General features: G+C 47.1%; 30 protein-coding genes. 5 read left to right on the forward strand and 25 right to left on the reverse strand.

All coding sequences use genetic code 11. The features are described 5' to 3' along the window. Positions 1–78: 78 nt before the first annotated feature. Complete coding sequence (locus tag AC6ESP_RS09320) at positions 79–639, reverse strand: GNAT family N-acetyltransferase (protein WP_497096437.1); 561 nt, start codon at positions 637–639, stop codon at positions 79–81. Between the two features lie 96 nt (positions 640–735). On the opposite strand from AC6ESP_RS09320, the gene AC6ESP_RS09325 reads away from it, so the two are divergent. Both AC6ESP_RS09325 and AC6ESP_RS09330 read left to right on the forward strand, forming a co-directional pair. Beyond that, on the forward strand, positions 736–2,823 hold the full coding sequence (locus AC6ESP_RS09325) for an ATP-dependent helicase (RefSeq protein WP_497096438.1): 2,088 nt from the start codon (positions 736–738) through the stop codon (positions 2,821–2,823). A 13-nt stretch (positions 2,824–2,836) separates the two neighbouring features. After that, on the forward strand, positions 2,837–3,811 hold the full coding sequence (locus AC6ESP_RS09330) for an HD-GYP domain-containing protein (RefSeq protein WP_497096439.1): 975 nt from the start codon (positions 2,837–2,839) through the stop codon (positions 3,809–3,811). 558 nt (positions 3,812–4,369) lie between these two features. On the opposite strand, the gene AC6ESP_RS09335 is transcribed toward AC6ESP_RS09330, so the two are convergent. The 7 genes from AC6ESP_RS09335 to AC6ESP_RS09365 all read right to left on the reverse strand — a co-directional run bounded on the left by AC6ESP_RS09335 (position 4,370) and on the right by AC6ESP_RS09365 (position 7,771). Beyond that, entirely contained in the window at positions 4,370–4,660 is a 291-nt protein-coding gene (locus AC6ESP_RS09335) for a hypothetical protein (protein ID WP_497096440.1), read from the reverse strand. 44 nt (positions 4,661–4,704) lie between these two features. Continuing rightward, entirely contained in the window at positions 4,705–5,160 is a 456-nt protein-coding gene (locus tag AC6ESP_RS09340; protein WP_497096441.1) for a GNAT family N-acetyltransferase, read from the reverse strand. An 11-nt stretch (positions 5,161–5,171) separates the two neighbouring features. Further along, positions 5,172–5,537 (reverse strand): DUF6547 family protein, encoded by a 366-nt coding sequence (locus AC6ESP_RS09345; RefSeq protein ID WP_497096442.1) that lies wholly within the window; start codon positions 5,535–5,537, stop codon positions 5,172–5,174. A 292-nt stretch (positions 5,538–5,829) separates the two neighbouring features. After that, positions 5,830–6,273: a GNAT family N-acetyltransferase gene (locus AC6ESP_RS09350; RefSeq protein WP_497096443.1), complete on the reverse strand. Its 444-nt coding sequence runs from the start codon at positions 6,271–6,273 to the stop codon at positions 5,830–5,832. A 13-nt stretch (positions 6,274–6,286) separates the two neighbouring features. Beyond that, positions 6,287–6,514, reverse strand: coding sequence for a hypothetical protein (locus AC6ESP_RS09355; protein ID WP_497096444.1), 228 nt, complete (start codon positions 6,512–6,514; stop codon positions 6,287–6,289). A 20-nt stretch (positions 6,515–6,534) separates the two neighbouring features. Beyond that, positions 6,535–6,738 carry a hypothetical protein gene (locus AC6ESP_RS09360; RefSeq protein WP_497096445.1) on the reverse strand — a complete coding sequence of 68 codons (204 nt, stop codon included), beginning with the start codon at positions 6,736–6,738 and terminating at the stop codon, positions 6,535–6,537. Between the two features lie 448 nt (positions 6,739–7,186). After that, positions 7,187–7,771 (reverse strand): NAD(P)H-dependent oxidoreductase, encoded by a 585-nt coding sequence (locus tag AC6ESP_RS09365; RefSeq protein ID WP_497096446.1) that lies wholly within the window; start codon positions 7,769–7,771, stop codon positions 7,187–7,189. Between the two features lie 119 nt (positions 7,772–7,890). Here AC6ESP_RS09365 and AC6ESP_RS09370 point away from each other — a divergent pair, with 119 nt between their 5' ends. Further along, the gene (locus AC6ESP_RS09370; protein ID WP_497096447.1) at positions 7,891–8,319 is read left to right on the forward strand and encodes a MarR family winged helix-turn-helix transcriptional regulator; all 429 of its coding nucleotides are present in this window, start codon (positions 7,891–7,893) and stop codon (positions 8,317–8,319) included. Here AC6ESP_RS09370 and AC6ESP_RS09375 read toward each other — a convergent pair. The 6 genes from AC6ESP_RS09375 to AC6ESP_RS09400 all read right to left on the reverse strand — a co-directional run bounded on the left by AC6ESP_RS09375 (position 8,316) and on the right by AC6ESP_RS09400 (position 12,288). Then, positions 8,316–8,693, reverse strand: coding sequence for a hypothetical protein (locus AC6ESP_RS09375; protein WP_497096448.1), 378 nt, complete (start codon positions 8,691–8,693; stop codon positions 8,316–8,318). The genes AC6ESP_RS09370 and AC6ESP_RS09375 overlap by 4 nt on opposite strands. 32 nt (positions 8,694–8,725) lie before the next feature. Continuing rightward, on the reverse strand, positions 8,726–9,007 hold the full coding sequence (locus tag AC6ESP_RS09380; RefSeq protein WP_497096449.1) for a hypothetical protein: 282 nt from the start codon (positions 9,005–9,007) through the stop codon (positions 8,726–8,728). Between the two features lie 363 nt (positions 9,008–9,370). After that, positions 9,371–9,850: an SRPBCC family protein gene (locus tag AC6ESP_RS09385; protein ID WP_497096450.1), complete on the reverse strand. Its 480-nt coding sequence runs from the start codon at positions 9,848–9,850 to the stop codon at positions 9,371–9,373. Between the two features lie 91 nt (positions 9,851–9,941). After that, positions 9,942–10,445, reverse strand: coding sequence for a ferritin (locus tag AC6ESP_RS09390; protein WP_497096451.1), 504 nt, complete (start codon positions 10,443–10,445; stop codon positions 9,942–9,944). Positions 10,446–10,541: 96 nt separating this feature from the next. Continuing rightward, on the reverse strand, positions 10,542–10,763 hold the full coding sequence (locus AC6ESP_RS09395; RefSeq protein ID WP_497096452.1) for a DUF1450 domain-containing protein: 222 nt from the start codon (positions 10,761–10,763) through the stop codon (positions 10,542–10,544). Between the two features lie 100 nt (positions 10,764–10,863). Then, the gene (locus AC6ESP_RS09400; protein ID WP_497096453.1) at positions 10,864–12,288 is read right to left on the reverse strand and encodes a S41 family peptidase; all 1,425 of its coding nucleotides are present in this window, start codon (positions 12,286–12,288) and stop codon (positions 10,864–10,866) included. A 199-nt stretch (positions 12,289–12,487) separates the two neighbouring features. Here AC6ESP_RS09400 and AC6ESP_RS09405 point away from each other — a divergent pair, with 199 nt between their 5' ends. Then, positions 12,488–13,291, forward strand: a complete 804-nt coding sequence (locus AC6ESP_RS09405) for a Cof-type HAD-IIB family hydrolase (RefSeq protein ID WP_497096454.1) — start codon at positions 12,488–12,490, stop codon at positions 13,289–13,291. A 69-nt stretch (positions 13,292–13,360) separates the two neighbouring features. Here AC6ESP_RS09405 and AC6ESP_RS09410 read toward each other — a convergent pair whose 3' ends face one another. From AC6ESP_RS09410 to AC6ESP_RS09435, 6 genes are all read right to left on the reverse strand, one after another. Beyond that, on the reverse strand, positions 13,361–14,431 hold the full coding sequence (locus AC6ESP_RS09410; protein ID WP_497096455.1) for a sulfate ABC transporter substrate-binding protein: 1,071 nt from the start codon (positions 14,429–14,431) through the stop codon (positions 13,361–13,363). Between the two features lie 33 nt (positions 14,432–14,464). Then, positions 14,465–15,529: a sulfate/molybdate ABC transporter ATP-binding protein gene (locus AC6ESP_RS09415; protein ID WP_497096456.1), complete on the reverse strand. Its 1,065-nt coding sequence runs from the start codon at positions 15,527–15,529 to the stop codon at positions 14,465–14,467. A gap of 3 nt (positions 15,530–15,532) precedes the next feature. Further along, complete coding sequence (locus AC6ESP_RS09420) at positions 15,533–16,348, reverse strand: sulfate ABC transporter permease subunit (protein WP_497096457.1); 816 nt, start codon at positions 16,346–16,348, stop codon at positions 15,533–15,535. Then, the gene (gene cysT / locus AC6ESP_RS09425; protein ID WP_497096524.1) at positions 16,345–17,151 is read right to left on the reverse strand and encodes a sulfate ABC transporter permease subunit CysT; all 807 of its coding nucleotides are present in this window, start codon (positions 17,149–17,151) and stop codon (positions 16,345–16,347) included. Before cysT ends, AC6ESP_RS09420 begins: the two co-directional genes overlap by 4 nt. A 255-nt stretch (positions 17,152–17,406) precedes the next feature. Continuing rightward, positions 17,407–18,039: a YigZ family protein gene (locus AC6ESP_RS09430; protein ID WP_497096458.1), complete on the reverse strand. Its 633-nt coding sequence runs from the start codon at positions 18,037–18,039 to the stop codon at positions 17,407–17,409. A 30-nt stretch (positions 18,040–18,069) separates the two neighbouring features. Continuing rightward, a complete protein-coding gene (locus AC6ESP_RS09435; RefSeq protein WP_497096459.1) occupies positions 18,070–19,419 on the reverse strand; it encodes a glucose-6-phosphate isomerase in 1,350 nt (449 codons plus the stop codon). Between the two features lie 243 nt (positions 19,420–19,662). Here AC6ESP_RS09435 and AC6ESP_RS09440 point away from each other — a divergent pair, with 243 nt between their 5' ends. Further along, positions 19,663–20,568 carry an NAD(P)-dependent oxidoreductase gene (locus AC6ESP_RS09440; protein ID WP_497096460.1) on the forward strand — a complete coding sequence of 302 codons (906 nt, stop codon included), beginning with the start codon at positions 19,663–19,665 and terminating at the stop codon, positions 20,566–20,568. A 261-nt stretch (positions 20,569–20,829) separates the two neighbouring features. Here AC6ESP_RS09440 and AC6ESP_RS09445 read toward each other — a convergent pair whose 3' ends face one another. From AC6ESP_RS09445 to AC6ESP_RS09465, 5 genes are all read right to left on the reverse strand, one after another. Beyond that, positions 20,830–21,351 (reverse strand): DUF420 domain-containing protein, encoded by a 522-nt coding sequence (locus AC6ESP_RS09445; RefSeq protein WP_497096461.1) that lies wholly within the window; start codon positions 21,349–21,351, stop codon positions 20,830–20,832. Positions 21,352–21,572: 221 nt separating this feature from the next. Further along, positions 21,573–21,890 (reverse strand): pyrimidine/purine nucleoside phosphorylase, encoded by a 318-nt coding sequence (ppnP, locus tag AC6ESP_RS09450; protein ID WP_497096462.1) that lies wholly within the window; start codon positions 21,888–21,890, stop codon positions 21,573–21,575. Between the two features lie 26 nt (positions 21,891–21,916). Beyond that, complete coding sequence (gene tkt, locus AC6ESP_RS09455; protein ID WP_497096463.1) at positions 21,917–23,935, reverse strand: transketolase; 2,019 nt, start codon at positions 23,933–23,935, stop codon at positions 21,917–21,919. 159 nt (positions 23,936–24,094) lie between these two features. Beyond that, positions 24,095–24,985, reverse strand: coding sequence for a formyltetrahydrofolate deformylase (gene purU / locus AC6ESP_RS09460; protein WP_497096464.1), 891 nt, complete (start codon positions 24,983–24,985; stop codon positions 24,095–24,097). A gap of 47 nt (positions 24,986–25,032) precedes the next feature. Next, positions 25,033–26,163, reverse strand: a complete 1,131-nt coding sequence (locus tag AC6ESP_RS09465) for a deoxyribonuclease IV (protein ID WP_497096465.1) — start codon at positions 26,161–26,163, stop codon at positions 25,033–25,035. Positions 26,164–26,220: the final 57 nt, after the last annotated feature.

A 26,220-nucleotide genomic window follows, 5' to 3' on the forward strand; every position in this document is an offset into this window, starting at 1 on the left:
AATCAGGCTCCATAAACATAAAGCACTCCTGTTCTTCCCCCCTGTTGCTGCTTGGGGAAAGTCAGGAGTGCTTTTTGTTCAACCAACCTTTTTAACCATTCGTTTATACAGATGTCCACTGACGACAAGCACGCCGTCTTCTTCGTAGCCCATCCTAACGTACAGGGAGGCTGCTCGAGCATTATTTTCTTCCACGATGAGGGATACCAAGCTATAGCCTTCTTGAACAGCTTTCTGTTCGAACGCCTGCATCAGACTTTTCGCAATGCCTTGCCCTCGGAATCTATCATCCACTGCAATGGAATCCAAGTAGAATTCACCTGGTCTCGTCTCTGGTGTTATCGTATAATCTGCTTGGCCCGTTTCTCTCTTCACTCGTTCAATAAAAGGCTTATCCAGCTCTTCTGCATCATTGCCGCCATAGCAGACCAGAATGCCAGTCACGATGTCATTCTGTTTATCGACGATAACATGCTTATAGCTGATCCTGTTGCCTTCCTCTGCATAAAATAATGCCAATATCTCCATGGCTTCCTTCTCATTATCGACGCCGGCAAGCGAGCAGGCAATATCGCCAATTGCCGCATGAATGAGGGGCATAACTTGTGCAACATCTTCAATCTTAGCTGTCTGTATCATAGGAATACCTCACAAATTTATACTTTCTTCTTCTTTATTTATCGTAATATGTCCTATACTATCATGCTATAATCAAGCACAGGTGATTAAAACGATATGAACAACAATAATAATAGCAACTACAACACAAATAACAAAACGTATGTCAAACGACCACATGGCATCACGAATAAAAACATTGCCCCTGCCGCACTTGCTTCCGGTGATACAAGCGAGCAGCTGGTCGGTCATACAGAGAACGATGCCTACTACTTCCGTGCTTTGGAGCAGGATGGCATCCGCCTCAATAAGCGTCAAATCGCTGCCGTACGCCATAACGAAGGGCCTCTGCTGACGCTTGCGGGTGCCGGCTCAGGCAAAACCTCCGTGCTCGTCTGCAGAACGGGTTATTTGCTGTCTGTTCGCAGCATTCGTCCGCAGCAGCTGCTGCTCATGACCTTCTCCAAGAAGGCAGCTGAAGAAATGCGTGAGCGGATCAGCCGTCTGCCGAATATTCCTCATGGCGCAGCAGCTGCCATCGAAGCGAGAACCTTCCATTCCTTCTGTCTGCTGATGCTTCGCAGACGCGGATACAAGCAGGGTATTCTGGGAGAGTCCGGACGCAAGCAGATTTTTTTCAAGCGATTGCTCCGTGAGCGCAATCTGCATGAGACTTTCCAGCCTGAGACACTCATTACGCTGCTCTCGGCCTACAAAATGCAGATGATCGCCACTAGTGATCTCCCAAGCTCTACGGAAGAAGAGCAGCAGATTAAGCTGCTATTCACCCTCTACGAGGAATGGAAGACGGCAGCAGGACTGATCGATTATGACGATATGCTTCTTGAAGCTTACCAGCTGCTCCTGCGTGATGAATCCCTGCTGCGCACTTTGCAAAGCCGCTTTCAATATGTCATGATCGATGAGTTCCAGGACACGAACAAAGTCCAATACGAGATCATCAAGCTGCTCGTTGCCCCCCACCGGAACCTGATGGTCGTAGGCGATGACGATCAGACGATCTATTCCTTCAATGGAGCAAGGAATGACTACATTCTTAACTTCGAGCAGCAATTCCCCGGAGCGAAGAATGTCATACTCGATATCAATTATAGATCGGGCTCTGGCATTGTCGGGCTCGGCAATGCTGTCATACGCCATAATAAGCAGCGCCGCAGCAAGACGTTACAAACTGCCAAGCCGCATGGAGCTCCGCCTGTATTCGCTCGTCCTGGCAACAGCGATGACGAAGCAGAGCTTATCGTCAATACGATTGTGTCCCAGCAGAGCAAGAAGGAACGCCGCTTCGGAGACTTCGCAATTCTGTTCCGCACAGCAAGCAGCAGCCGTGCAATCTTCGATCAGCTCGTAATTAGACAAGTACCGTTCATCGATTACGGAAGCGGTGAGTCTTTCTATGAGCAGTGGGTCATTAAGCCTGTTATCGCCCATTTGCGGCTTGCCACCGAGCGTCGGAATTTCGATGCTATGGAGGCTATGCTTGCGACGCTGTATGTGAAGCCGGATCAAGCTATGGCGTTTATCTGGAATCAAGAGAAGCAGCAGGCCAAAAAATGGCCATTGATTCATCTTACCCGTTTTCCGGCCATTAAGGAATTTCATAAAGAAAAAATAAAAGAACGAATCAAGCTGATCCGCTCGCTGGAAGCCATGAAGCCGGACATAGCCATACGTCTGCTTCGCGGGCAATTCTATGATCAATTTATTGAGGCGAACAAGGGACAGAGCTTGACCGAGCACAAAGATTCGCTGAGAGAGATGCTTGATGAGCTTGAAGCTGCCGCGAAGCGCTTCGATAAGATTGGACCATTCCTAGCTTTCATTGATGAGATTGCGGCGAAGCACGCCGAGATGAAGCAATTGAAGCTGGATAATCGGACAGCCGACGCCGTTAACTTCATGACGATACACAAATCCAAAGGTCTAGAGTTTCCTATTGTGTTCGTGTGCGGTGTATCCGAGGGAATTCTGCCGCATAGCTCTGCGCTATCTGCGGATAAGAACAGCGATCGGAGCGCCATTCAGGTAGGCGACAATAAAGCAGAAGCCGCACTTGAAGAGGAACGAAGGCTTGCTTATGTCGCAGTCACTAGAGCGCAGGAGGAGCTGTATATCAGCTCACCGTCTTATTACCGCGGCAAGCCTGCGGCCGTATCACCTTTTATCCTATCTGCTTACGATTGAGGAGCCTATCAGCATGATTGAACCATTACAGCCCTTTCTTAGCCTCGCTGATGCCGTCATCCTTACAGATGAGCATCATCATATTCTGGCTGTCAACGCTAGCTATGAGACAATGACTGGCTATCAGGGATCAGAGGTTATAGGTAAAAAAGCCAGTATTCTACGAACCAGCTTCACCCCCACCGAAACACATAACAGCATGAAAACATCACTAAAAGCTGGGCGTTCATGGTCTGGAGTGTTCACGAATCGGAAGCGCAATGGGCATTTATGGCATTCCTCCATTACGATCACACCTTATAAGGTTGAGGATACACTCTACTATATTGGGGTTTTCCGTGAGCTCGAGCAGCTTCGGAGTGGATACTACTTGCCTGAAGAACGGATCGGTTCGATTCAGAGCTCACTACTGAAGGTTCTCGCTATATCCTGCGAAATCCGTGATCCTGGCATTGAGCCGCATCTCCTACGCGTTAAAGAGCTCACAGAGAGACTAACGCGCTCCCATAATGACAGGCTAGAGCTCGGCTGGAGCGAAGCCTACATGAGCAGATTGTCTTCTGCCAGTATTCTGCATGACATTGGCAAATCCGGCATACCGGAAGGGATTCTGTATAAGCCAGGACCTCTAGCGCATTACGAGCGTACCATTATTGAGATGCATACACAGATCGGCGCCGATATTATTGAGAAAATATTTAGTGATTTCAATGATGAATTGCTCATGAGCGAATTGACAGCCAGCAAGAATATTACTCTGCATCACCATGAGCGTTGGGATGGGATCGGCTATCCTCATCAATTGGCCGGTAACCAGATCCCGATTGAAGCTCGCATCGTCAGCGTGGTCGACGTCTTCGATGCGCTTACTAGCAAACGTCCCTACAAAGAGAAATGGCCCACAGAGCAAGCCTTAACCTACTTAAGTGAGCAAAAAGGGAAGCAGTTCGATCCTGAGGTGGTCGAGTCGTTTATGTTGTTGTTCTAGATGTATTTGAACTTATTTGGCTGTGATGGGATGGGATGGGATGGGATGGGATGGGATGGGATTTGCTGCGAAAAAGGATGGTTCTTACGATCGCTGTTGTCCACGGATTTCTTCTATTACATTTGAAAATGTAGAAATCCGTGGACAAAGGCGAACGCTTCGCTTCTCCAGAATCCATCCTCTTTTCTCCGCTCTCCCACCCACCGCCTCATTCATTCATCCATCTAGAACATTGGATGAGGGAAAGATATAGCCGACCGGATTTCTTGCGGTCGGCTATTCTTAGGGATGGAGTGGGTGGGGATTGCTGCGAAAAAGGATGGATCTTTGGAGCGCTGTTGTCCACGGATTTCCTCTATTACATCTGATGATGTAGAAATCCATGGACAAAGGCCCTTTCCGTCTACCGTTCCCCTTAGCATCCACCTAACGATTCTGTGCGGCCAAGATCTGGCTGTCATGGCACATAAAAAAGAAACAGTGGCAGCCCTGGATAGAAAAATAAAGTCCCACAATGCCACTGTTTTATTATACGTTACCCAATAGCTTAATGGTTAGTTAATGAGACTCGTCTTTGAAATGAAAATGTTCGTGATAGATAGCATCCATTCCAACTAATTTCCCATTCTTTTTATGGTAATACGAGAAATCTTTATTAATTGGCATTTTAAGAAGTTGATAATTATTTTCCCTAGCCATTGTCTCAATTTGTTTAATAGCTAATTCGCGTGTTGTATATAGTCCAACCGGAAAGAAATTCGGGAATGGCTTAGAAGTAGAACTATCTGCTACGAATATTCCCCAGACAAATGTATCTTCCAACATATCACCGCTCACCTTGCTTTCCAAATGTTATATTAAAGTTCTTAGTTAGCTCAATCCCTGTTTAAGTATTACACTGAACCTTTGAAAAAACGTTCTATATATTCGTCCTTTGTTAGCCCAAACAATATTGAATCGTAGTATCTTCCATTAGTGTAAAACACTTGCCGACGACCCCCTTCTTGAATACAGCCCACGTTCCTAAGCATTGCGGCCGATGCCTCGTTCCCTTCAAGAAAGTAATCATTGAATTTATTAAGTCTCAGCTCAAAGAATGCATATTTTAAGAGTATATGTACAGCTCGAGTACCGTATCCCTTACCTCGATAATCTCTGTCAATTTGAATCCCGATGCTAAAGGTACCATTTCTTTCATCGATACTGTTTAGATTAATTCCTCCAACATTTTCACCTTCCAAATTCTCAATAGTAAACATAATTCGATTTGATGAAAAGTCAGAAAAGTTCTCTGCAAAAGCTTTTGTTTCTGAAACCGTAGGTGGTAGCTCAACAGCGCATTCTAACAAGTGACGGATAATTAGCTATTCTGATCCGGCCAGGAATCTCCTTCTCTTCGGCATACCCAGTCATAATGCATACCGGCTTCAAATGTATCGGTGGCCATCTTGATGCCATTCTTAACGATTTCGACCCCTTCAAGATTGATTTGGTCCGTCAGATAGACAAGTACATCATGAATCCCACTGTCTCTTGCCGATTGGGTGATTAGTGCTAATACCTCTTTTTGTTCTATAGTCAACTCACTCAAGACTTTATTGATCTTCTCATTCTCTACTGTTTCCGGCCAGCCATTACCCGTTATCCAACGAGGATACACACTTGGGCGAAGTTCTACCAGATCATCAATGAATTCCTTATATAGCTCTAATGCTTGGTTACCCATCTGCGGACCCCCCATTCATATTCCTGATCTGGAAATTTATTTCATTTGATAATCAGCTAAAGTCTCCCTTTAGCTTAATGGTACAACTAACAAAGAACAACAATAAACAAAAAACATTTCTTAACATTAGAGTAATGCTATTTTATCGAGTTACAACTTGACGAATTGTTGAATCACCTAAAAGCATGTAAAGTTATGTATCGTAGAATCATTAAACTTCTATGTGTCGTCCAAAAAATAGTCAATAGTTATTTAAAAGGCTGTCGATTTCTCGACAGCCTGGACAGAAGAATTACTTCTGCTGTTCATTGTATTTCAAATGTAAAATGGGATAAGGGCGGCCTGCTCCATCCGTCAAATCTTCACCGGTTATTACGAAACCACTTTTTAAGTAAAACCTTGTCGCATTCTCATTTTGTTTATTCACATCAACGGACGTGATCCCAAAACTATTGATGCATGATTGCATAATATGTTTCCCATACCCTTTGCCAATTTTATCGAAATCGAGAAACAGTGCTTCCAAGTGATTTTCATTGATGGCGGTAAAACCAATGATAGAGTCTTCGGTATACCAGAGACGTACATCAAGATGAGGAAAATACATGGGTAATTCTTTTTTTATTTCCTCTCTATCCTTAAGACTCAAAAAATGATGAGTGCCCATTACCGATCCTTCCCAAATATTTACAATCATTTCATAGCCATTAACAGTTGCTTCTCTGTTTTGTATCATTTGGTTCTGCTCCTTATTTCAGTGAAAATAAAACCGCGCGCTTCGTTCGGCTCACCACGTCCTGAACGGCATTCTTGAGCTGCACGCTCTGATTGTCCAGAAAGTTGTCGGTTTTCTGCCGGATCGCGTTCATCTCTTGCATCAACTTGACCAGGGCGGGTCGATTTTCAGAGCCGTTTCCTTGGATTCCTTCATCGCGTTCGTTGCTTGCTGCGCACGCTTCGCTTCTCCGGCAGCTCATCCTTTTTCTTCACCCTCCCGTTATAAGAAGGCTTCAGAGGTAACTTCAATATGAAGGAATTCTCCTTCGATTCGAGATACAACAGGCAGCTCAGAGAGCATAACGAAGACTTGGTCACGAAAGCCGAACAATTTAACACCCGGGAAATAATAGTCTGAGCAGTCTAGACGAATTGGTGATCGATTAGGAAGCGCGAATGTATACTCCATCTCATTCTGCTTCATGTATGTGAGAAATGCTCTTGCTCTCACATACAGCTCGCCATTCAATCGAATGAGCGGATACTCTGTCTCATCTTGCGGGCATACACGCAGAGAATCTGATTTTACATTTTTTCTCCGAACGTTTAATGATGATGTTGAGATCTGCTTTCGTATAAGGCAGTCCTAGCGAGCGATAATAGGAGCCCTTCTGCAGCTGTACGAGCTCAGCCAAGGATATCAGGATAAATCCAGCAACAACTAACCCTGCTCCAACAACTTTCCCGGCAAATCGCCAACAATGACAATCATGAATCCAAACAATAACAACGCATACCCGCAGAGCCGCTGTAACGTAACTAACATGATGCTTCTCCTCCGTATCTACTCATTCGTTACTCCACATGCAGCTGCTGCTTACGGTCGTTATTACTCCAATTAGATATAAGTGCCTCGAGCCGATGAATAGCTATTATTTGACCGTTGTGAAATAACGATGAATCTTGGATAATTTCTCTTTATGCTTGCCGCGCGGGCTCTCCATGCTGCCGAATTCGAAGAACTTCACTTTTTTGATGCCTACATAATTGAACAGCGCTTTGCGCATTAATGCTTTGTGTGAGTTATTGAGCCAATATAATGGATAGAGCGCTGGCCCCTTCATACAGGAAATACAGACAACGGACTTGCCCTTCAACAGACCTTCCGGCAGCATCTTTCCTGTATCCTTGTATGCGAACCCCGATGCAAACATCTGATCAATATATCCCATAAGCATGGCAGGAGGACGTCCCCACCAGATCGGATATACGAATACGATTTTGTCCGCCCAAGTAAGCTGCTCCCTATACTTGGCAAGATCAGGATCGGCATGCATATCTCTTCTGCGTTTGTTCTCGTTAAACACCAAGACCGGGTTGAACCCTTCCTCATATAGATCCAATACTCTAATCTCATCAATATGAGCATTCTCCTTACTGCCTTTCAGGACCTCCTGCAAAAAAGCATAGCTTAAGCTCTTATGATTCGGATGCGTGTACACAACTAACAAGTTCATCGTCAAAACCCCTTTACTTATCATTTGATAAGTAAAAGATACCACAACCCCAATTTAGTTGTCAAAAGATAATTGTTTTATGATAATAAATTTGATATCGTAGCTGTAGAGGTGATCACGTGGACAATAATGTTCTGTTCCAAAAATTCGTAGCATTTACAACAGCCGTTCATCAAATATCAGCCGACTTTACGAAAGACGTGAAGCTGGAGGATATTACACCTGTTCAATACAAAATTCTGGAATACATTGCTGTCAGCCAGCCTGTAACATTAAGTGAAATTAGTGACTGCATGCATATGTCTATGCCGAACACGAGCCGAGAGCTGCGCAAATTAACGGAGAGACAATTATGTAAGAAGATTACCGATGAGGAAGATCGACGCAAGCAGTATATACATCTGTCGGATGACGGTGAAGCCGTTATGAATGAAGCTTTTGGCCATATTGAAGCTCGCCTGTCCGAACGAATGAGCCACCTCACCGAGGACGAACTGAAGCAAATCGAGCAAGCTCTTGATCTTCTCCAGAGCAAAGTGTTTTATTAATCCCTGACGGATTGCTGTTCTAACGCACTTCTTATCTTTACGTTACAGCCTAGAGCAAGCTCATTAAACAAATACATATACATCATAATAAAATCATTATTAAATCCTTTAGCTGTGAATCTCTTTAATAATTCTACGTATTCTCTATAAAAGGCTAGCTCATCATTCGCTCTTCTCGTCTTAACTGTTTCGTTCAGATATGCCGAGCATTCATCAACTTTTCTGCTGATAAAGGCTACTATTGCAGCTATTTTGAATTCGTCAATCAGTCCTTCTTTTGATTGCGCCAGTCCCCATTGTTCTTCATACCAGATCATCTCTTCATCGTTCATAATGATGTATAAAGGCTCGACCAGCTCTAGTTTCTTTTTCAATCTTCGAGCCCGGAACCAGCCAGTTATTCTCATCATACACGTGACAGCCTGCTTCTTATTGCCCGACCAATGAAGTATACACCGGCTCCCAGCAGCAGCAATCCAACTACTTGAACAACGATCCACAGAGGACTGAGGGCTAGGTCATATCCAATTGAAACCGTGCTTTGCAAGTTATCCACCGACTCATAGGCCTCAATGATATCTGGTACGTCAGTCGCTGTGAAATACATTCCTCTTACCATCTGAACAGCATAATAAACAACGACGAATATGATTCCTGTAGCGAGAGCTTTCATAATCGTTTTCCCCATCCTGCATCCCCTTCCTCCCATGCCTATTCAAACCTAATATTACCATATAATCCCTTCAACTTCTCCTCATGCTTATGTGATGTGCCACTACCCTGCAGTACGTACAGGATTATTCGCGAATGAGAGGCTAATTGCGAGGCCAGACTGCATTCATTACAGTAGATTAGCTGTAAAAGCACAAGTAGAGTCGGATCCGGTTAATTTGACTGTATGAAATACAGAATAAAGGTGCTTTTCTGCTGGACATGCTCATTTGGCTGTATAACATACAGGGCAGCTTCATTTTCCAAAAACATCTACACATCCTATAAACAAAAACGACTGCTCCCCGAATGCGTTTCGGAGAACAGTCGCTACCTATCCCTATTGCAGCTTATTCAATAGCTCTTGATATTGCTCATATTTCACGGTCCATATGTCCATGCGATCGTCAGTCTTCCTGCCATCCAGAAGGGCTTCAATGGCATCCAGGCACACGTCCCAGCCAGCAATATCCTTAGGAGTGTGGCTCGTGAGCTTCGTTATCTTCTCGATGAGAACCAAGCGACAGCTATCAGCCTCTGAGTACAGCTCGAAGCGGACGCTATCGTCTCCCCATGTATATTCGAGAATGGATTGCTCCTTGAGCTCGGTAATCTCCATCTCTTCAAAGGTCCCATCCTGCATATCGAACTTGAAGCTTCCACCTTCCCTTAGCTCGTCTACACTCAGCTCTGAGAACCACTGTGCCAGCTGCTCATTATCCGTCAGCATAGACCAGACCTTCGCAGCAGAATGCTTCGTGTGACGCTCGTAACGGGCAATGTAGCCGGCCTCTGCTTTCTCAATGACCGCTAATGGCATACTTCTCCTCCTTCATCAGACTTCTTTATATGCAAAATGGGACTAGCAGCTCGAAGTATATCTGCTGCTAATCCCATTCTTTAAGTATGCCTTACTCTGCTGGTGCAGTGAAGGAACGCTGTGCGAACTCAGCATCAAGCATGTAGAATGCATTGCTGTCTTTGTCGATACGCTTCAGCTTCTGGATGATGCCGTCGAACAATGATTCCTCCTCAACCTGCTCATCGATGAACCACTTCAAGAAGTACATGGTAGCATGCTCACGGTCATTGAGCGCGAGGTCAGCGAGATCGTAGAAGCGTTTTGTATTCTGCTGCTCATGCGCGTAACCATGCTCGAATGCATCAAGCATCGAGGTGTACTCATTCTTCGGATCGCCCATTCCTTTGAGAATAGCGCGGCGTCCACGGTCATTAAGGAACTTATATATTTTCATAGCGTGAAAACGTTCTTCCTCAGCTTGAATGACAAAGAAATTGGCGAATCCATCAAGACTGTCAGCGGAGCAGTAGGCTGCCATTGCAAGATACACATGCGCGGAATAAAATTCAAAATTCATCTGTTCATTTAAAGCATCTGCTAATACGTCATTCATCGCTTATGCACCTCATTTTTTATATTTGTCCTTATTTTAACACAAAAAGAAAGAACGGCAAAAGCCGTCCTTATAAATTTATCCAAATCTATGACGTCAGCCGATCATTTTCTTCAATTGCTTGTATAGTTGATCCGCTGATGATGCACTTACTGTATTAGACTTAATCACAACGAAGCATTCATGCTTGCACGTTCTGCAATTGCCCAGACAATCGCTTTTTTTCATTTTGATGTCGGGAAACTTATCCTTCATCGCTTTGTAGACCGGCTTCGTGCCGTTCTTGAGATTTTTCGTACAATACTTAATCTTCTTCAAGCCGTGTCACCTCACTACCGCAACGGTGTATTGATTACCTTCTCAAATGATATTAATTATCATTCCCGTTGTCAATAGCAAAGCGTGCTAGAAGCTCTTTTTATTTTTTTAAAAGCTCGACGCCCCGCTGCAATTGGCTGTCTTCACTGTCCAGCTTCTTGCTCAGCAGCTCGATCAGACGATAAGCTGTCTGGTCATTGAATTGGCCGCTCACGGCCAGCTTCTCGGTTGTCTGGAACTTGCGCAGCGCCGTCTCTGTCTCTTCATCGAACAATCCGACACTGCCAACCGGAGAATAACCAAGCTCCTTCAGCATCAGCTGCAGCGTCTTCACATCCTCCCCATAGCTGCCAACCATAAGCTCACTTCCGATAGGAAGTGGACTGAGGCTTGCGTATGCAGGAAGTGCTACCTCCTCATCAGGCGTTACACCGGCTTTGTGAATCCAAGTTCCATTCGGTGTCTTCCACTGCGCTTCCGTAAGACTAAGCACGGAGCCGTCCTTGAACTGTTGAAAAGCCTGCACGATTCCCTTACCGAATGTTTTCTCCCCGATAACGACAGCCCCTGCTGACTCTTTGAGCGCTGCCGTCAGCACTTCACTGGCACTCGCTGACTGCCCGTTAACGAGCACTGCGATAGGCATCGTCCAAGGTTCTTCCTGTGTCGATTTGTACGTAATGACTTTGCGCTCGTCTTTGTAGACGACCTGGAGAATAACCTTATCCTTCGGAATAAGCTTGCTCGCAATATCAATGGTTGGCTTCACCAAGCCGCCTGGGTTCGAACGCATATCCAGCAGCAGCGAAGTCATTCCTTCCTTCTTAAGCTTCTCGATTGCTTCATTGAACTCGTCGCTTGTCTTCTGGGCGAAGCGGCTAATGGTTACATGTCCGATTCCATCCTCCAGCATTTCAGCTGTTACCGTATGTACAGGAATAGCTTCACGGATGAGCTTAATCTCAACTGGCTCTGTCTGTTCGCTGCGCCGCAGCGAGAGCTTGACCTCCGAGCCTGTCTCTCCCCTGAGCATGCCGATCAATTCTTCGAACGTTTTCCCCTCCACCGTCTCGCCATTGACTGCAACGATGATATCTCCTGCCTTAATGCCGCCACGTTCGGCCGGTGCGCCCTTGGTCAGCCCTGATACGATGAAACGCCCGTCCTCCTGTCTAACCTCAGCGCCTACGCCGGAGAATTCACCTTCATAGCTATCCGTATAGGCATTGCCCTGCTCTTTGACCAAATATCTGGAATATGGGTCTTCAAGCGAGGCTACCATCCCTACTGAAGCACCATTAATAAGCTTCTCTGCATCTGTATCGTTCAAATAATCGTCTAGAATAGTCTCATACGAGGCCGCAAAATTACGAAAAGATGGTTCTTTGAGCATCGGATAACGTGAATCCATCCATAACCAGCCTAACAAGAATCCTGCTGCTATACAGATGGCTCCACCACCAACACATAGAGCAATCACCCTTTGTTTAGCTGCCTCACTTGTAAAATAGTTCAATTCAGTCACTTCCTTTATTCATCTCTGTCTGTCCACTATGCTGTCCTACTATTCTCAGCTTCTATCCTCCAATCCATTCGTTTCTATATCCGCTATCCTTCATTATAACCGAAAACGAGGTATAGCTTGAACCTCGTCTCTTTTTTAGCTACAATCAACCTAGCTTGTGAGAAACAGATAGAGCCCTGAGAGGAGCAAAACCGCTGTTATGTATAAACTTATTGCCATTGATGTAGATGATACGCTGTTGAATGATGAGCTTCTTGTTACGGAAGCAACCAAGCGCGCAATGGAAGAAGCCATTGCCCAAGGGGTTACGGTTACGCTTGCCACCGGCCGCATGTATGCGTCTGCTAGAAAAATCGCCGACCAGATTCAATTAAACGTGCCGATTATTACATACCAAGGCTCGCTCGTGAAGACGCTGCTGGACGGCCAAGTGCTCTATGAGCGCAGTGTACCTACAGATGCTGCCAAGCAGCTCTACGCGTATACAGAGGAGCATGGACTGCATCTGCAGCTTTATGTGAATGATATTCTATACGTCAAGGAAGATAACGAGAGAGCACAGAACTATTCGAAGCTGTCGAAGATTCCTTATGTCGTTGCCGAAGACTTCGAGCTGCTGCTAGAGCAGCCGAATACCAAGATGCTCATTATCGACGAGCCTTCCTATCTAGATGAAGTTGCCGAGCAATTGAAGCCGCTGATAGGTGACCGGGTCCATATTACGAAGTCCAAAGCTCATTATCTGGAGTTCATGCATAAGGAAGGCACCAAAGGACATGCACTGCGCTTCATGGCAGAGCATCTTGGCTGCTCCATTGATCAGACCATCGCAATCGGCGATGCTTGGAATGACCATGAGATGATCGAAGCTGCTGGTCTGGGTGTTGCTATGGGCAACGCGATTCCGGCATTAAAAGAAGTAGCCAATTATGTGACGCTTACGAATAACGAAGATGGCGTAGCCCATGTGATCAATAAATTCGTTCTGCAGAAAGCAGAATAAAGAACATCATTTTCAGCATAAAAAATAGCCTTGGCATGAAGCAGACTCGCTTCTAGCCAAGGCTATCTTTTATATACCAGCTAGAACCTGATACCAGACACCTTTCTTCGAGTAGAGCGTCTCTCTTATATCAGCCCAGCCGCCTAAATAACTAACATCGAACAGGCCCTCCGGTATCACATACCGGTCTTTCACCTCTTCGGCAATCTTCTCGTTCACCGGACGGAAGCCATAATCTGCGAATACTCGCTGCGCTTCATCGCTATGCAAATAAGTAATGAACGCCTCTGCTACCTTACGGGTGCCATGCTTATCCGCATTCACATCGACGAGCGCTGCTGGATTCTCAATGAGAATCGTATCCCGGGGAACAACGATATCATAATCCACACCTTGTTTAATGCGCGCTAACAGCTCATTCTCATAAGTGACGACAACATCTCCCACCCCATATTCGAACGCAGCCATCGAAGCGCGGCCGCTCTTATCAAGTGACTCTACGTTGGCGTGGATGGATTCCAGATAGCTTTTGGCATAGGCCGGATCTTTCTTGCCAGTCAGCTCCTCCGACTTCTTCAGTCCAGCACCATAGATGGCATTGATATCCCACTGTGCGCCGCCTGATGTCTTCGGATTCGGATACAGCACCTTAACGCCATCCTTGGTCAGATCATCCCAGTCCGTTATGCCAAGAGGGTTGCCAGCACGCGTTCCGAGTACGACAACCGAATTCGTAATCAGCCCCTCATTATTCTGAGCTGCCTTCCAATCATGCGTAATGAAGCCTGCGTCGGCTATTTTGTTCAGATCGCCTTCCATCGCCAGAATGGCAACATCCGCTTCGAAACCGCCGGCAATAGCACGTGCTTGCGTGCCTGATGCCTCGTATGATTCCTGGAACGTAACCTTCTGCCCAGTCTGCTGCAGCCAATACGATTGGAATTGCGGCAGGATCTCACTGAAGGCGTCCTTCACAACCGAATATGCACCGATTACAAGCGTAACATCACCGGCTTGTGCGGAAGATTCGGCATCAGGATCATTCGTCTGCTGGTTGCTGCCGCAGCCTGCTAGGATCAGCAGCATGGCAGCAAGCAGCAGGATGAGCATGCGCCGGCTTGTTACTCGATTAATAATCATGTTCGCATACAACTCTTTCTGCTTGGATGATGGTTAAATATGAATCGGCATCGGGTCGACCTTCAAGCTATTCTCCGATATCCAGCTCTCACTGTCATTGAATAAGTAAGCACGGTGCACCAAGACCTGCACAGGCTCACCTGGCTGCAGCACTTCCTTCTCTAGTGAACGGTACGTAATCAGCTTCACAGAACCAACCTGAAGCTCTACCATCCACTCGCTGCCGCGGAAATGCAGGGCCTTCACTGTCGCATCCAGTGTCGCTGAAGCTAAGCGAATCTCCCCTGGCTTGCCAATCTCAATATACTCAGGACGAATAAGTGCCTTCGTGCCAGGACGGCTCGCAGCAGATTCGAAGCCTTTCAGCACGGAGAGATCCTCCACAATTGTAGATTCGCCAATGAAGCTCGCCACGAACGGCGTCTCCGGATTTTTATAAATTTCCCAAGGCGTGCCCTTCTGCTCAAGCTTGCCTTTGCCAATTATCATAATCTCATCGGCTACCTCAATCGCTTCATCCTGGTCATGCGTGACGAAGATAGAAGTGATACCAACACGCTCGATCATTTCCTTCAGCCATGTACGAAGCTCTGTCCGAATCTTAGCGTCGATAGCGGCGAAAGGCTCATCCAGCAGCAGCAGCTGCGGCTCCGGTGCTAATGCTCTAGCGAATGCGACCCGTTGGCGCTGTCCGCCGGACAGCTGATGCACATGTCGATGCTCGAAGCCCTTGAGGCCTGTCAGCTCTACCAGGGACATGACACGGTCACGAATCTGGTCCTTCGGTGTTTTTTTGACCTTGAGGCCAAACGCAATATTATCATAGACCGTCATATGCTTGAAGAGCGCATAGTTCTGGAAGACGAAGCCGATGCCCCGCTCTTGCGGCGGCAAATCATTCACTCGCTTGCCGTGGAACAGAATATCGCCAGAAGTAGGAGACTCAAGACCAGCCAGCATACGAAGAATGGATGTTTTACCACCGCCGCTCGGCCCTAGCAACCCGATCAAATGACCTTTTTCAATCTCGAAGCTGACATTCTGCACGGCGTGAAAATCGCCAAAGCTTTTGCTTAGATTACGAACTTCAATATGCATGGCTTAATGCACTTCCTTTCGTTTTTTGGCCCATTCCATCAGCAGCAGCAGTCCGACGGAGAATACCGCCAGAACCAGCGCTACACCATTGGCAGCTACGACATTGAAGTTCTCTACATCCTGATAGACGAGAGTCGTCGCGGTCTGCGTCTTATTCATAATGTTGCCTGATACGACGAGCACGGCTCCGAATTCGCCTAGCGATCGTGCTACTGTCAACACAACGCCATAGATAACGCCCCAGCGTATCGAAGGCCATGTGACCTTCCAGAAGGTGTACCAGGAATAAGCGCCAAGTGTAGAGGCCGCTTCTTCTTGCTGTGCTCCGATCTCCTGCAGAACGGGGAGCACTTCACGCACCATCAGCGGAAACGTAACGAACAATGTAGCTAGAATCATGCCGGGTAGCGCGTAGACGATCTTGATGCCTACATCCTCGAACAGCGCACCGATTACGGTACTAGGCCCGAGTAGCAGGACGATCATAAGACCACCGATAACAGGTGATACCGCGAACGGCAAATCAACCAGACTGTTGAGCAGACGCTTCATTCGGTCTCCAATCCATTTGGCACGGACGAGATAAAGTGCGAGCATAACGCCGAACACGGTATTAATAGCGGTCACAACAACGACAATAATGGCAGTCATTCCAAGTGCATGAAGCGATTGAGGACGAGTAAGGCCATCGACAAAGCCGCTCCAGCCATCAGCCCATGACCCTGTAAATATTTCAATAAGCGGTATAATCAACAACAGCGTGAACACGATATAGGTAAGACTAATCCACAAATTCCTTACGCTTAGCTTCGATGTCATTGTCCTGGCCTCCTCGACTGAATGAGGTTAACGGTCCATAGGATAATGAATGAGAGCGTGAGCAGAAGCACCGATACTGCGGCTGCACCTTGCGGATTGTCACTTTCAATTTCACCAAAAATATAAACCGATGCAATAAGTGTTTTCCCCGGAATATTGCCTGCAACCAGCACAACAGCGCCGAATTCGGCTAATCCTCTAGAGAAAGCAAGCATCGCCCCACTTAGAATGCCTGGAAGCATAGATGGGAAGATGACGCTGAAGAAGGTCCGAGCACGAGAAGCGCCCATCGTATAAGCGGCTTCCTCCTCCGACTTATCCAGCTCTTCAAGCAGCGGCTGTACCGCACGGATAACGAATGGGAATGTTACGAATACCATCGCAATAACGATCGCCGGTTCATGGAATACAATCTCGAAGCCAAGCTTCTCAGCCAGTCCTCCTGCGAAGCTGCCAGGACCGAGCAGCAGCAGAATCATAAGACCTGTTACAGCGGTAGGGAGAGCGAATGGAAGATCAACAAGACTGTTGAGTAATCTCCTGCCGGGGAATCGATAGCGAATAAGCACCCAGCCAATCATCGTACCGATTAATACATTAATAACCGTTGCAATAATAGCAAGCTTGACGGTTAGAAGAACAGCCTTCCATGAGAGTGGATCTGAGATGCTGTCCCAGAACGGCAACCAGCCGCTAGAGAGCGATTGTGTGTAAATTCCTAAGATGGGGAGCACAATAAGAAAGAAAAAATAAACCATAATCGTGCTGCGGAATCCAAAGCTCCACCATTTGCTGCGAAACATGACATTCACTGTGACTTGACCTCCAGACCATCGGCTCGTGCCGTAGGTGATACAGAAACAATAAACAGAATTCCCATTGACTCACTTGGTATTATTAATTTATCAGACATCATTGGTTCTAGTCAATCCCAAATTAACAAATATTGAACGAATATGTGCATATGTACAGCTAGCAGAATAAGGCAGTATCATACAAAGAGGCTGTGCAGCATGCTGCACAGCCTCTTTGTATGAGATTAAATTTTCCTGCCAAGCTTATTCGCCCTCAATATAGTAGACGCTCTCACCTTCGGTGATAACGGCTTGTCCCCCAGTTAGATCAATAATCCAGTCGATAAAAGCTGGCGCCTGAGGCACCTCAGGCAAGCACCTGACGATCACACGATCGGTGAACTCCGTACCACCGACTCTTGTACCTCGCCCATGAAGCTCATTCTCCAGCTTCCCATACCAGGTGTAGTCGACATCCACATATACTTCCTTATGCAGCACTCTGACAATCTCGCCTGCGGCTTCAATGCCAGCTACTGCGCCGTCCGTATACGCTCTGACCAAGCCGCCCGCTCCAAGCATAATACCGCCGAAATACCGGGTTACAACGACTACTACATTTTTGAGTCCTTTATGCTTAATGACTTCAAGAATCGGTTTGCCTGCCGTTCCACTGGGCTCACCGTCATCAGATGCCTTCTGGAATTGATCGCGTTCACCGACCATATAGGCTGAGCAATTATGAGTGGCATTCCGATTCATCCGTTTGATCTCATCGATGAATTGGATCGCTTCCTCTTCCGTCTCCACAGGCTTCGCATAGCCGATGAACCGTGATTTTTTGATCACAATCTCCGCATTTGCCTGCTCTCTGATGGTCGAATAACGTTCTAGCATACTAGAAGAGCCGCCCTGCTGCTTCGCGGCCTACAGGCGCGCTTCGAGCTCGGCTTTTTCTTTCTCATAGCCCGGCTTGCCGAGCAATGCGAACATGTTGCGTTTGTATGCTTCCACGCCTGGCTGATCGAACGGATTCACGCCTAGCAGGTAGCCGCTGATACCACAAGCTTTCTCGAAGAAATACACGAGGTAGCCGAAGGTATACGGATTGAAGTCTGCAATGTTCACAATAAAGTTAGGAACTTGACCGTCAGTATGAGCAAGCAGCGTTCCTTCGAATGCTTTCTTGTTCACAAAGTCCATTGTTTTGCCAGTCAGGAAGTTCAAGCCATCCAGATCAGCAGCATCATGCTCGATTGTAATATGCTCAGTAACCTCATTCACTTGGATAACCGTCTCAAAAATGTTCCGGTTGCCCTCTTGAATGAATTGTCCCATGGAATGCAGGTCTGTAGAGAAGTCTACCGACGCTGGATAGATACCTTTGTAGTCTTTTCCTTCGCTCTCGCCGAAGAGCTGCTTCCACCACTCAGATACAAAATGAAGGGATGGCTCGTAGTTAACGAGAATTTCCGTTGTTTTACCTTTGCGGTACAGCGCGTTACGAGCCGCTGCATATTGGTAAGCTTCGTTCTCCGCCAGGTTAGGATTGCTGTATTCCTTGGCAGCATCTGCCGCACCTTGCATGATAGCTTCAATGTCGATGCCTGCTGCTGCAATTGGAAGCAAGCCTACTGCTGTCAGTACGGAATAGCGTCCACCAACATCATCAGGGATAATGAAGGACTCATAGCCTTCTTCAGTAGCCAGCTCTTTCAGTGCGCCTCTTTCTTTGTCCGTTGTCGCATAGATACGCTTGCGCGCTTCTTCCTTGCCATATTGGCGCTCAAGCGCTTCACGGAAAATACGGAATGCGATGGCAGGCTCGGTAGTCGTACCGGATTTGGAAATCACATTGATCGACCACTCGCGGCCTTCGATCAATTGAAGCAAATGTGTAACGTAAGTGGAGCTTATATTATTGCCTGCGAACAAAATTTGCGGCGTTTTGCGCTGTTCCTTTGTCTGCAGGTTATAGAAGGAGTTAGAGAGCATCTCTACGGCTGCACGTGCTCCTAGATAGGAGCCGCCGATACCGATTACGATAAGAACCTCGGAGTCGGATTTGATTTTGTCCGCTGCCTTTTGAATACGAGCGAACTCTTCTTTATCATAGTTATGAGGAAGGTCAATCCATCCCAGATAGTCTGAACCTGTTCCTGTGCCATTATGTAGTTGGTCGTGCGCGAGACGCACTTGCTCTGTCAGGTTGTCGATTTCGTTCTGACCGAGAAAACCTAGTGCTTTACTGTAATCGAATTGTACTGTTTTACTCATTATTGATAAAGCCTCCCTAAACTTGTTTTTCATGAAAGGTAATTCCTTACCCGGGTAACCGTGCTTATTGATCATTGGCTTAGGTTTTAGGATATCGGATTTACCTAGTAAAAACAAGTTAACAAACGATGAAAAATGAATAAAGAAACATTATAATGAAAAGAAAAGCCTTGATTGGTTGATGATACAACGAAGCTTGTTCCCGCTTCTTCATCCACAATTCAATGCACAGGAGGAAAGAGAATGAAAAACATTGGATTTATTGGACTCGGTGTAATGGGAATCGGAATGGCAGCCAACTTGCTGCGAAGGGGACATCAAGTTACCGTCTATAACCGTACCCCAGGCAAAGCAAGAGAACTGCTTGAATTGGGAGCACGGGAAGTGTCTTCTCCTCTAGAGGCTGTGCGTGAATCAGATATTGTCATTACGATGATCAGCAATGACGATGCGATCCGTGAGGTATACTTCGGAGATAACGGCATCTTCAGTGCTGTACGTGCAGGTACGACTCTGATCGACAGCAGCACAATCTCGCCTGCGCTCGCACGGGAGCTTGCCGATACTGCACTGCAGCATGGCGCAGCATTCCTAGATGCGCCGGTAACAGGCAGCAAGCCCGCTGCAATAGATGGTACACTCGTGTTCATGGTAGGCGGTTCTTCTGACACCCTGCAAGGCGTTGAAGACGTACTGCTGGCTATGGGGCGCAAAGTGATACCTATGGGGGCGAACGGAAGTGGCTCAACGGCTAAGCTCGCCCATAATACCATCGTAGGCATTAATGTCGTAGCCTTGGCAGAAGGTATGGCCATTGCTGCAAGCGGCGGCATTGATGGCCGTGCATTCCTTGAGCTCGTACAATCAGGGGGCGCAGCTAGTAAGGCAGCCGATCTCAAGGGTCAGAAGCTGCTTGATAGCAATTATGATGTACAATTTTCCCTAGCGCTCATGCTGAAGGACCTGCGGTTGTCATCAGTGATGTCAGACGGCCTTCATGTGCCGACTCCGCTGCTTGAAGCTGCTAAGAGCCAATTCCAGATCGGCGACTCCATGGGGCTTGGAGATTTGGATATGTGCAGTGTAGCACAGGCGTACGAGCTCTGGATCGGCCGCAAGCTGAGCGGGAACCGCGAAGAAACGAGATAGAGCCTGTTGGTGGGAGCTGCGCAGCAGTGGTCTTTAACTCCCGCCCCTCTAATAATGTGCCTTGTCGCTCAAAGGACCGGTTCCCGTCTGATTATGCCTCGATAAGCCGGAAAACTACCTTAAGTGTGCGGATCGCAGATTCTAAGCAGCCATTAAGACGAAAAACAGCCTTAGAGCTTGTTGTCCGAGGTCAGGATAACCCGCTGAATAAATGGAAAAGGCCTGTCCTCTATACAACTGAGGATAGGCCTTTTTGGACTCTTAATAGTAAGGTGAGATCATGAGATATACAACAACGCCTGTGAAGCTGACATAGAGCCAGATTGGCATTGTCCATCTTGCAATCTTGCGGTGCTTGTCGATCTGGTTAGACAGGCCGCGAACGACTGAGATAAGCGCAAGCGGTACAACAACGATTGCGAGAACAATGTGCGTCAGCAGCACGAAGAAATAGATGCCTCTTAGCGCGCCTTCTCCGCCGTACTTGGTCGATTCTGTCAAATAGTGATAAGTGACATAAGAAACGAGGAACAGCGTTGTGGATGTGAACGCAGCAGCGATGAATCGGCGATGCATCTTCACATTCTTTTTCATAATAGCGATCAATGCTATGGCAAGAGCTATGAAGGTGAAGCAGTTAAATATCGCATTGAGCAGTGGCAGTATTGTCACATCGAAGCCTATCTCCCCATCATAAGCCGGCAGGAAGAACAGGACCGTGATAATCCCAACCAACACAATCGTTAGAATCGCAACCAACGGGGTGTAATTTCTTTGTTTCATTTTATCCTCCTACAGTCGTCGTACAAGTTATATCTAAACTTTATAGGAATCAGCGCCGCAAAACAATTCGATTTCGGTCTTACTTGTCACGAAAAACCGAATTTTGCACAGAGGCGAGTCATACTTATGCCCAACATAACCATTAGATGAGGCACATTCTTCACAAAAAAATCCCGCTCCACTAAGAAGTGGAACGGGATTCTCTCGTTATCTTACGAGGCTTACTCGTAGATATAAGAGCAGCAGTAGTCTGACACTGTCGCTACTTGCAGCTTGAACTTCGTGTTAGCAGGAACCGTGAACTCGCCTTTGCCTTGGATGTGTACCCACTCGGACTCGCCTGGGAGCAGCACCTTCAGGTCGCCAGCAAGGATCTCCATAATTTCCACGCAATCCGTGCCGAACTCATAGTCGCCAGGAAGCATAATGCCCAGCGTTTTTTTCGTACCGTCTGCGAACAGAACAGCGCGGCTCGTTACTTTGCCGTCAAAGTACACATTAGCTTCCTTGACGATTGTTACATTTTCGAATTGTGACATGGTTATCTAGGCTCCTCTAAAGTAATCTACAGGACTGCTTTTACTTTGCTAACTACGTTCTCAACGGTGAAGCCGTACTCTTTGATCACACGGTCGCCAGGTGCAGATGCGCCGAAACGGTCGATACCAATAATCGCACCTTTGTCGCCTACATAACGTTCCCAGCCGAATGGATGAGCCATCTCAACCGCTACGCGAGCTTTAACTTCTGGAAGAATAACCGATTCTCTGTAAGCTTGATCCTGCTTCTCGAACAGATCCCAGCTCGGCATGCTGATGACACGAACTTGAATGCCCTCTTCAGCAAGTGCTTTCTGAGCAGCGACTGCCAATTGCACTTCTGAACCTGTTGCAATGATTTGCGCTTGCGGCTTGCCGTTAGCAGCATCGGATACAACATATGCACCGCGACGAATGCCTTCACGTGAAGCCGAGACAGCACCTTCAAGAACTGGCAGGTTCTGACGAGTCAATACGAGTGCTACAGGGTTGCTCTGATTCTCAACCGCGTATGCCCATGCTGCAGAGGTTTCGTTCGCATCTGCAGGACGGATAACAGTCAGGTCAGGGATGATACGAAGTGAAGCTAATTGCTCGATCGGCTCATGCGTAGGACCATCTTCACCAACAGCGATACTGTCATGCGTCAATACGTAAACAACCGGTTGTTTCATAATAGCAGCAAGACGTACAGCCGGACGCAGGTAATCCGTAAATACGAAGAACGTACCGCCGAATACTTTCAGACCGCTGTGCAAGCTGATACCGTTCATCGCAGCAGCCATCGCGAATTCACGAACGCCGAAGTAAATGTTGCGGCCATCATAGCTGCCAGGCTTAAATTGAGTCAAGCCTTTCAGATGCGTCATTGTCGAGCTCTCTAGGTCAGCGGAACCGCCCACTAGGTGAGGAACGTTCTTCGCAAGACCATTTAGTGCGTTACCCGAAGCTACGCGAGTAGATACAGGCTTGTCTTCTGTTGTATATGCAGGAAGGTCGGAATCCCAGCCTTCTGGAAGTCCACCAGAGATCGCAAGCTCGAACTGTGCTGCTAGTTCTGGATTTGCTTCTTTGTAAGCTGCGAACAGGGCATTCCACTTCTCATTGGCTTGCTCGCCGTTCTTCTTCACTTCTGCGAAGTGTGCACGAACTTCGTCCGGCACGTGGAATTGATGATCTTCAGACCAGCCGTAGAATTTCTTCGTCAGCTTCGTTTCTTCAGCACCAAGCGGTGAACCGTGTGTACCGCCGTGGCCGCCGATACCGCCTTTGTTCGGGCTGCCGTAGCCGATAACCGTCTTCACTTCGATCAATGTCGGTTTGCCAGTCTCAGCTTGCGCTTCTGCAACCGCTTTGGACAAAGCTTCCAGATCATTGCCGTCTTCTACTCGAAGGACTTGCCAGCCGTAGCCTTCGAAACGCTTCTGTACGCTCTCGGAGAATGACAAGCTAAGCTCACCATCAAGAGAGATATCGTTTGAATCATAGAGAACAACCAATTTGCCAAGCTGCAAATGACCTGCAAATGAAGCTGCTTCATGAGAAATACCTTCCATCAAGTCGCCATCGCCACAGATGGAATATGTGAAGTGATCAACAACGTTGAAGCCTTCCTTGTTATAAGTAGCAGCAAGCTGCGCTTCTGCCATAGCCATACCTACTGCCATTGCAACACCTTGTCCAAGTGGACCCGTAGTCGCATCAACACCAGCAGTATGTCCAACCTCTGGGTGACCTGGTGTCAGGGAGCCCCATTGACGGAAGTTTTTCAGCTCATCAAGCGGAAGATCATAACCCGACAGGTGAAGTAAGCTGTATAGCAGCATGGAGCCGTGGCCTGCAGATAGTACGAACCGATCACGGTTGATCCAAGTTGGGTTTGATGGGTTGTGGTTCATGTTTTTAGCGAACAGCTGGTAGCCCATTGGTGCTGCGCCCATTGGCATACCAGGGTGACCTGAGTTGGCTTTGTCGATCGAGTCGATCGCTAGTGTACGAATTGTGTCAATGGAAAGCTGGTCAATCGATTTCTGAGTAACTGTCATTACATTCTTCCTCCTAGATATCCATTCGTGTTTCTTGCGTGTTTTTCTCTCTATTTCTTTATATAGCGCAATGAATAAGCGCAATGGCTTTGAATATTGTACCACTCCAAAAAGCGGTTTGCCATCTTTTAAAAAATGTTTGCGGGCATCGTAGCGGCTTTAATTAAATACAACCGTTTTGTTATGATGCACGATAACACGGTCTTCGATATGCCATTTCACTGCACGTGCAAGCACGACGCGCTCAATCGTTCGGCCAATTCTTTTGAGCTCATCTACATTATCACGGTGACTCACGCGCTGTACGTCCTGTTCAATAATCGGGCCGCCATCAAGCTCCTCCGTTACATAGTGAGCAGTAGCGCCGATAATTTTCACGCCGCGGGTATAGGCCTGAGCGTAAGGCTTTCCTCCAACAAATGCAGGCAGGAAGGAATGATGAATGTTAATAATACGGTTAGGGAATTGCTCGATGAACTTAGGTGAGATAATCTGCATGTAACGTGCAAGCACGATAATATCCGCGTTATCGGACACAATCTCAATCTGCTTGCGTTCTGCCTCTGCCTTGGTATCTGGAGTAACCGGAATATGATGATAAGGAATGCCGAAGGATTCTACCATTTCCTTCATATCCGGATGGTTGCTAATAACCATAGATATATCAGCATCCAAATCCCCTGCTTTCCACTGCCATAGTAGCTCCATCAGGCAATGGTCCTCTTTGGATACGAAGATCGCAAGACGCTTCTTGCGACTTGCACGGAACGTATGCCATTTCATATCAAAGCGATCAGCCACTCGGGCAAAATCCTCGACAAGCACTGGCAGCTCCTTATCCAAATCGGATAGATCGAATTCGAAACGGATGAAGAACATTCCGCCCTCCGGGTCCATGGTGTACTGATCGGATTGAACGATATTAGCGCCATGCTCGTACAAGAAATGCGAGACGGCCGCTACGATTCCCGATCTATCGGGGCAAGAGATAAGCATGCGTGCTCGTCCGCTTGTTGAAGCGGACGGGTTGTTGTTCGATGAAGAAGACATGTAAGTCAAACTTCCTTCCTATAATAGTGTGTTCGAAATTTCATTTGTTACGCATTAACAAGCAGCTGTTTGCCAGCAAACCAAGCCGTAATCCGTTGGTTGATTTGTTCCTCTGTCAGTTCGGCTGGCAGTGCATCGCTTGCAGCGACTAGATCGTACAGACGCTCCATCGGCTCGCGTGGATCGGCTTTTTTGGCTTTGGCATCACTCTTAAGAATTTCCCAAGTCCCTAGTACGAAAGTACGCTGGTCGATTTCTTGCTTGCCGAAGAAATGATGCAGACGTTCAACATGGTCAAGGAAGGATTCGCCGAAGCGCCCCGACACATCACCGCGAAGAAGTGCAATCTCCGTCTCATACATCGGACGCTGCGTTTTGTCTTCCTTGCCAATCCAAGGTGTCTCTAGAATAAATGGACGACCAGCGAGCGCCTCATGATGAACAATCGCTTGGATCGCTTCATGTCCGAGCCAGCCAGATCCAACTGGTGTATGGCGGTCTTTGGAGGCTCCACGCGGATTTTTACTGTCATTGACGTGTACAACCGCTACGCGGTCCAATCCAACGATTTGGTCGAATTGCTGCAGAACGCCATCCAGATCGTCAACTAGATCATAGCCCGCATCGTGCATGTGACAAGTATCCATACATACGGTCAGACGGTGATTGCTCTGTACCTTATCAATAATTGAGGCAAGCTCCTCGAAGCTGCGGCCTATCTCTGTGCCTTTGCCTGCCATCGTCTCCAGTGCAATGTTCACATCGGTTTCTTTGGTGCCTTCGAGCACTTCATTCAGGCCCTCAGCAATTCTTGCAATGCCATACTCGGCATCCTTGTCCGTATACGCACCAGGATGAAGAACAATGTTCTTCACACCAATATGGTGTGTACGACGAATTTCTTCCTGCAGAAAATTCACAGCAAGCTCGAACGTAGAATCCTTGTAAGAGCCCAGATTAACGATGTAAGGCGCGTGGACGACGATCTCGCCGATCCCTGCACTTGCCATAGCTGCCTTGCCTTCTTCAATATATAAAGATTCGATTGGCTTTCTCCGGGTATTCTGCGGTGCCCCGGTATAAATCATGAATGAGCTCGAACCATATGATACAGCTTCCTTTGCTGCAGTCAGCAGCCCTTTGTCCGAAAAAGAAACATGGGAACCGATTTTCAACATCTTTTAAACGCCCCTTTCGGTTGATCAAACCTTATTTTACAAGGAATGTCGAAATAA

The sequence above is a fragment of the Paenibacillus xinjiangensis genome (assembly GCF_059686975.1).

Bases quoted from the DNA above. Each gene is read 5' to 3' on its own strand.
- AC6ESP_RS09430 (WP_497096458.1), bottom strand. From the start codon at position 18,039: ATGCTAGAACGTTATTCGACCATCAGAGAGCAGGCAAATGCGGAGATT.
- AC6ESP_RS09365 (WP_497096446.1), bottom strand. From the start codon at position 7,771: ATGAACTTGTTAGTTGTGTACACGCATCCGAATCATAAGAGCTTAAGC.
- tkt (WP_497096463.1), bottom strand. From the start codon at position 23,935: ATGACAGTTACTCAGAAATCGATTGACCAGCTTTCCATTGACACAATT.
- AC6ESP_RS09320 (WP_497096437.1), bottom strand. From the start codon at position 639: ATGATACAGACAGCTAAGATTGAAGATGTTGCACAAGTTATGCCCCTC.
- AC6ESP_RS09380 (WP_497096449.1), bottom strand. From the start codon at position 9,007: ATGGGGAAAACGATTATGAAAGCTCTCGCTACAGGAATCATATTCGTC.
- AC6ESP_RS09350 (WP_497096443.1), bottom strand. From the start codon at position 6,273: ATGATACAAAACAGAGAAGCAACTGTTAATGGCTATGAAATGATTGTA.
- AC6ESP_RS09420 (WP_497096457.1), bottom strand. From the start codon at position 16,348: ATGACATCGAAGCTAAGCGTAAGGAATTTGTGGATTAGTCTTACCTAT.
- AC6ESP_RS09385 (WP_497096450.1), bottom strand. From the start codon at position 9,850: ATGCCATTAGCGGTCATTGAGAAAGCAGAGGCCGGCTACATTGCCCGT.
- AC6ESP_RS09360 (WP_497096445.1), bottom strand. From the start codon at position 6,738: ATGAAGCAGAATGAGATGGAGTATACATTCGCGCTTCCTAATCGATCA.
- AC6ESP_RS09405 (WP_497096454.1), top strand. From the start codon at position 12,488: ATGTATAAACTTATTGCCATTGATGTAGATGATACGCTGTTGAATGAT.
- AC6ESP_RS09415 (WP_497096456.1), bottom strand. From the start codon at position 15,529: ATGCATATTGAAGTTCGTAATCTAAGCAAAAGCTTTGGCGATTTTCAC.
- AC6ESP_RS09445 (WP_497096461.1), bottom strand. From the start codon at position 21,351: ATGAAACAAAGAAATTACACCCCGTTGGTTGCGATTCTAACGATTGTG.
- AC6ESP_RS09355 (WP_497096444.1), bottom strand. From the start codon at position 6,514: ATGAGCTGCCGGAGAAGCGAAGCGTGCGCAGCAAGCAACGAACGCGAT.
- AC6ESP_RS09345 (WP_497096442.1), bottom strand. From the start codon at position 5,537: ATGGGTAACCAAGCATTAGAGCTATATAAGGAATTCATTGATGATCTG.
- AC6ESP_RS09325 (WP_497096438.1), top strand. From the start codon at position 736: ATGAACAACAATAATAATAGCAACTACAACACAAATAACAAAACGTAT.
- AC6ESP_RS09410 (WP_497096455.1), bottom strand. From the start codon at position 14,431: ATGATTATTAATCGAGTAACAAGCCGGCGCATGCTCATCCTGCTGCTT.
- AC6ESP_RS09465 (WP_497096465.1), bottom strand. From the start codon at position 26,163: ATGTTGAAAATCGGTTCCCATGTTTCTTTTTCGGACAAAGGGCTGCTG.
- purU (WP_497096464.1), bottom strand. From the start codon at position 24,985: ATGTCTTCTTCATCGAACAACAACCCGTCCGCTTCAACAAGCGGACGA.
- AC6ESP_RS09330 (WP_497096439.1), top strand. From the start codon at position 2,837: ATGATTGAACCATTACAGCCCTTTCTTAGCCTCGCTGATGCCGTCATC.
- ppnP (WP_497096462.1), bottom strand. From the start codon at position 21,890: ATGTCACAATTCGAAAATGTAACAATCGTCAAGGAAGCTAATGTGTAC.
- AC6ESP_RS09390 (WP_497096451.1), bottom strand. From the start codon at position 10,445: ATGAATGACGTATTAGCAGATGCTTTAAATGAACAGATGAATTTTGAA.
- cysT (WP_497096524.1), bottom strand. From the start codon at position 17,151: ATGTTTCGCAGCAAATGGTGGAGCTTTGGATTCCGCAGCACGATTATG.
- AC6ESP_RS09435 (WP_497096459.1), bottom strand. From the start codon at position 19,419: ATGAGTAAAACAGTACAATTCGATTACAGTAAAGCACTAGGTTTTCTC.
- AC6ESP_RS09440 (WP_497096460.1), top strand. From the start codon at position 19,663: ATGAAAAACATTGGATTTATTGGACTCGGTGTAATGGGAATCGGAATG.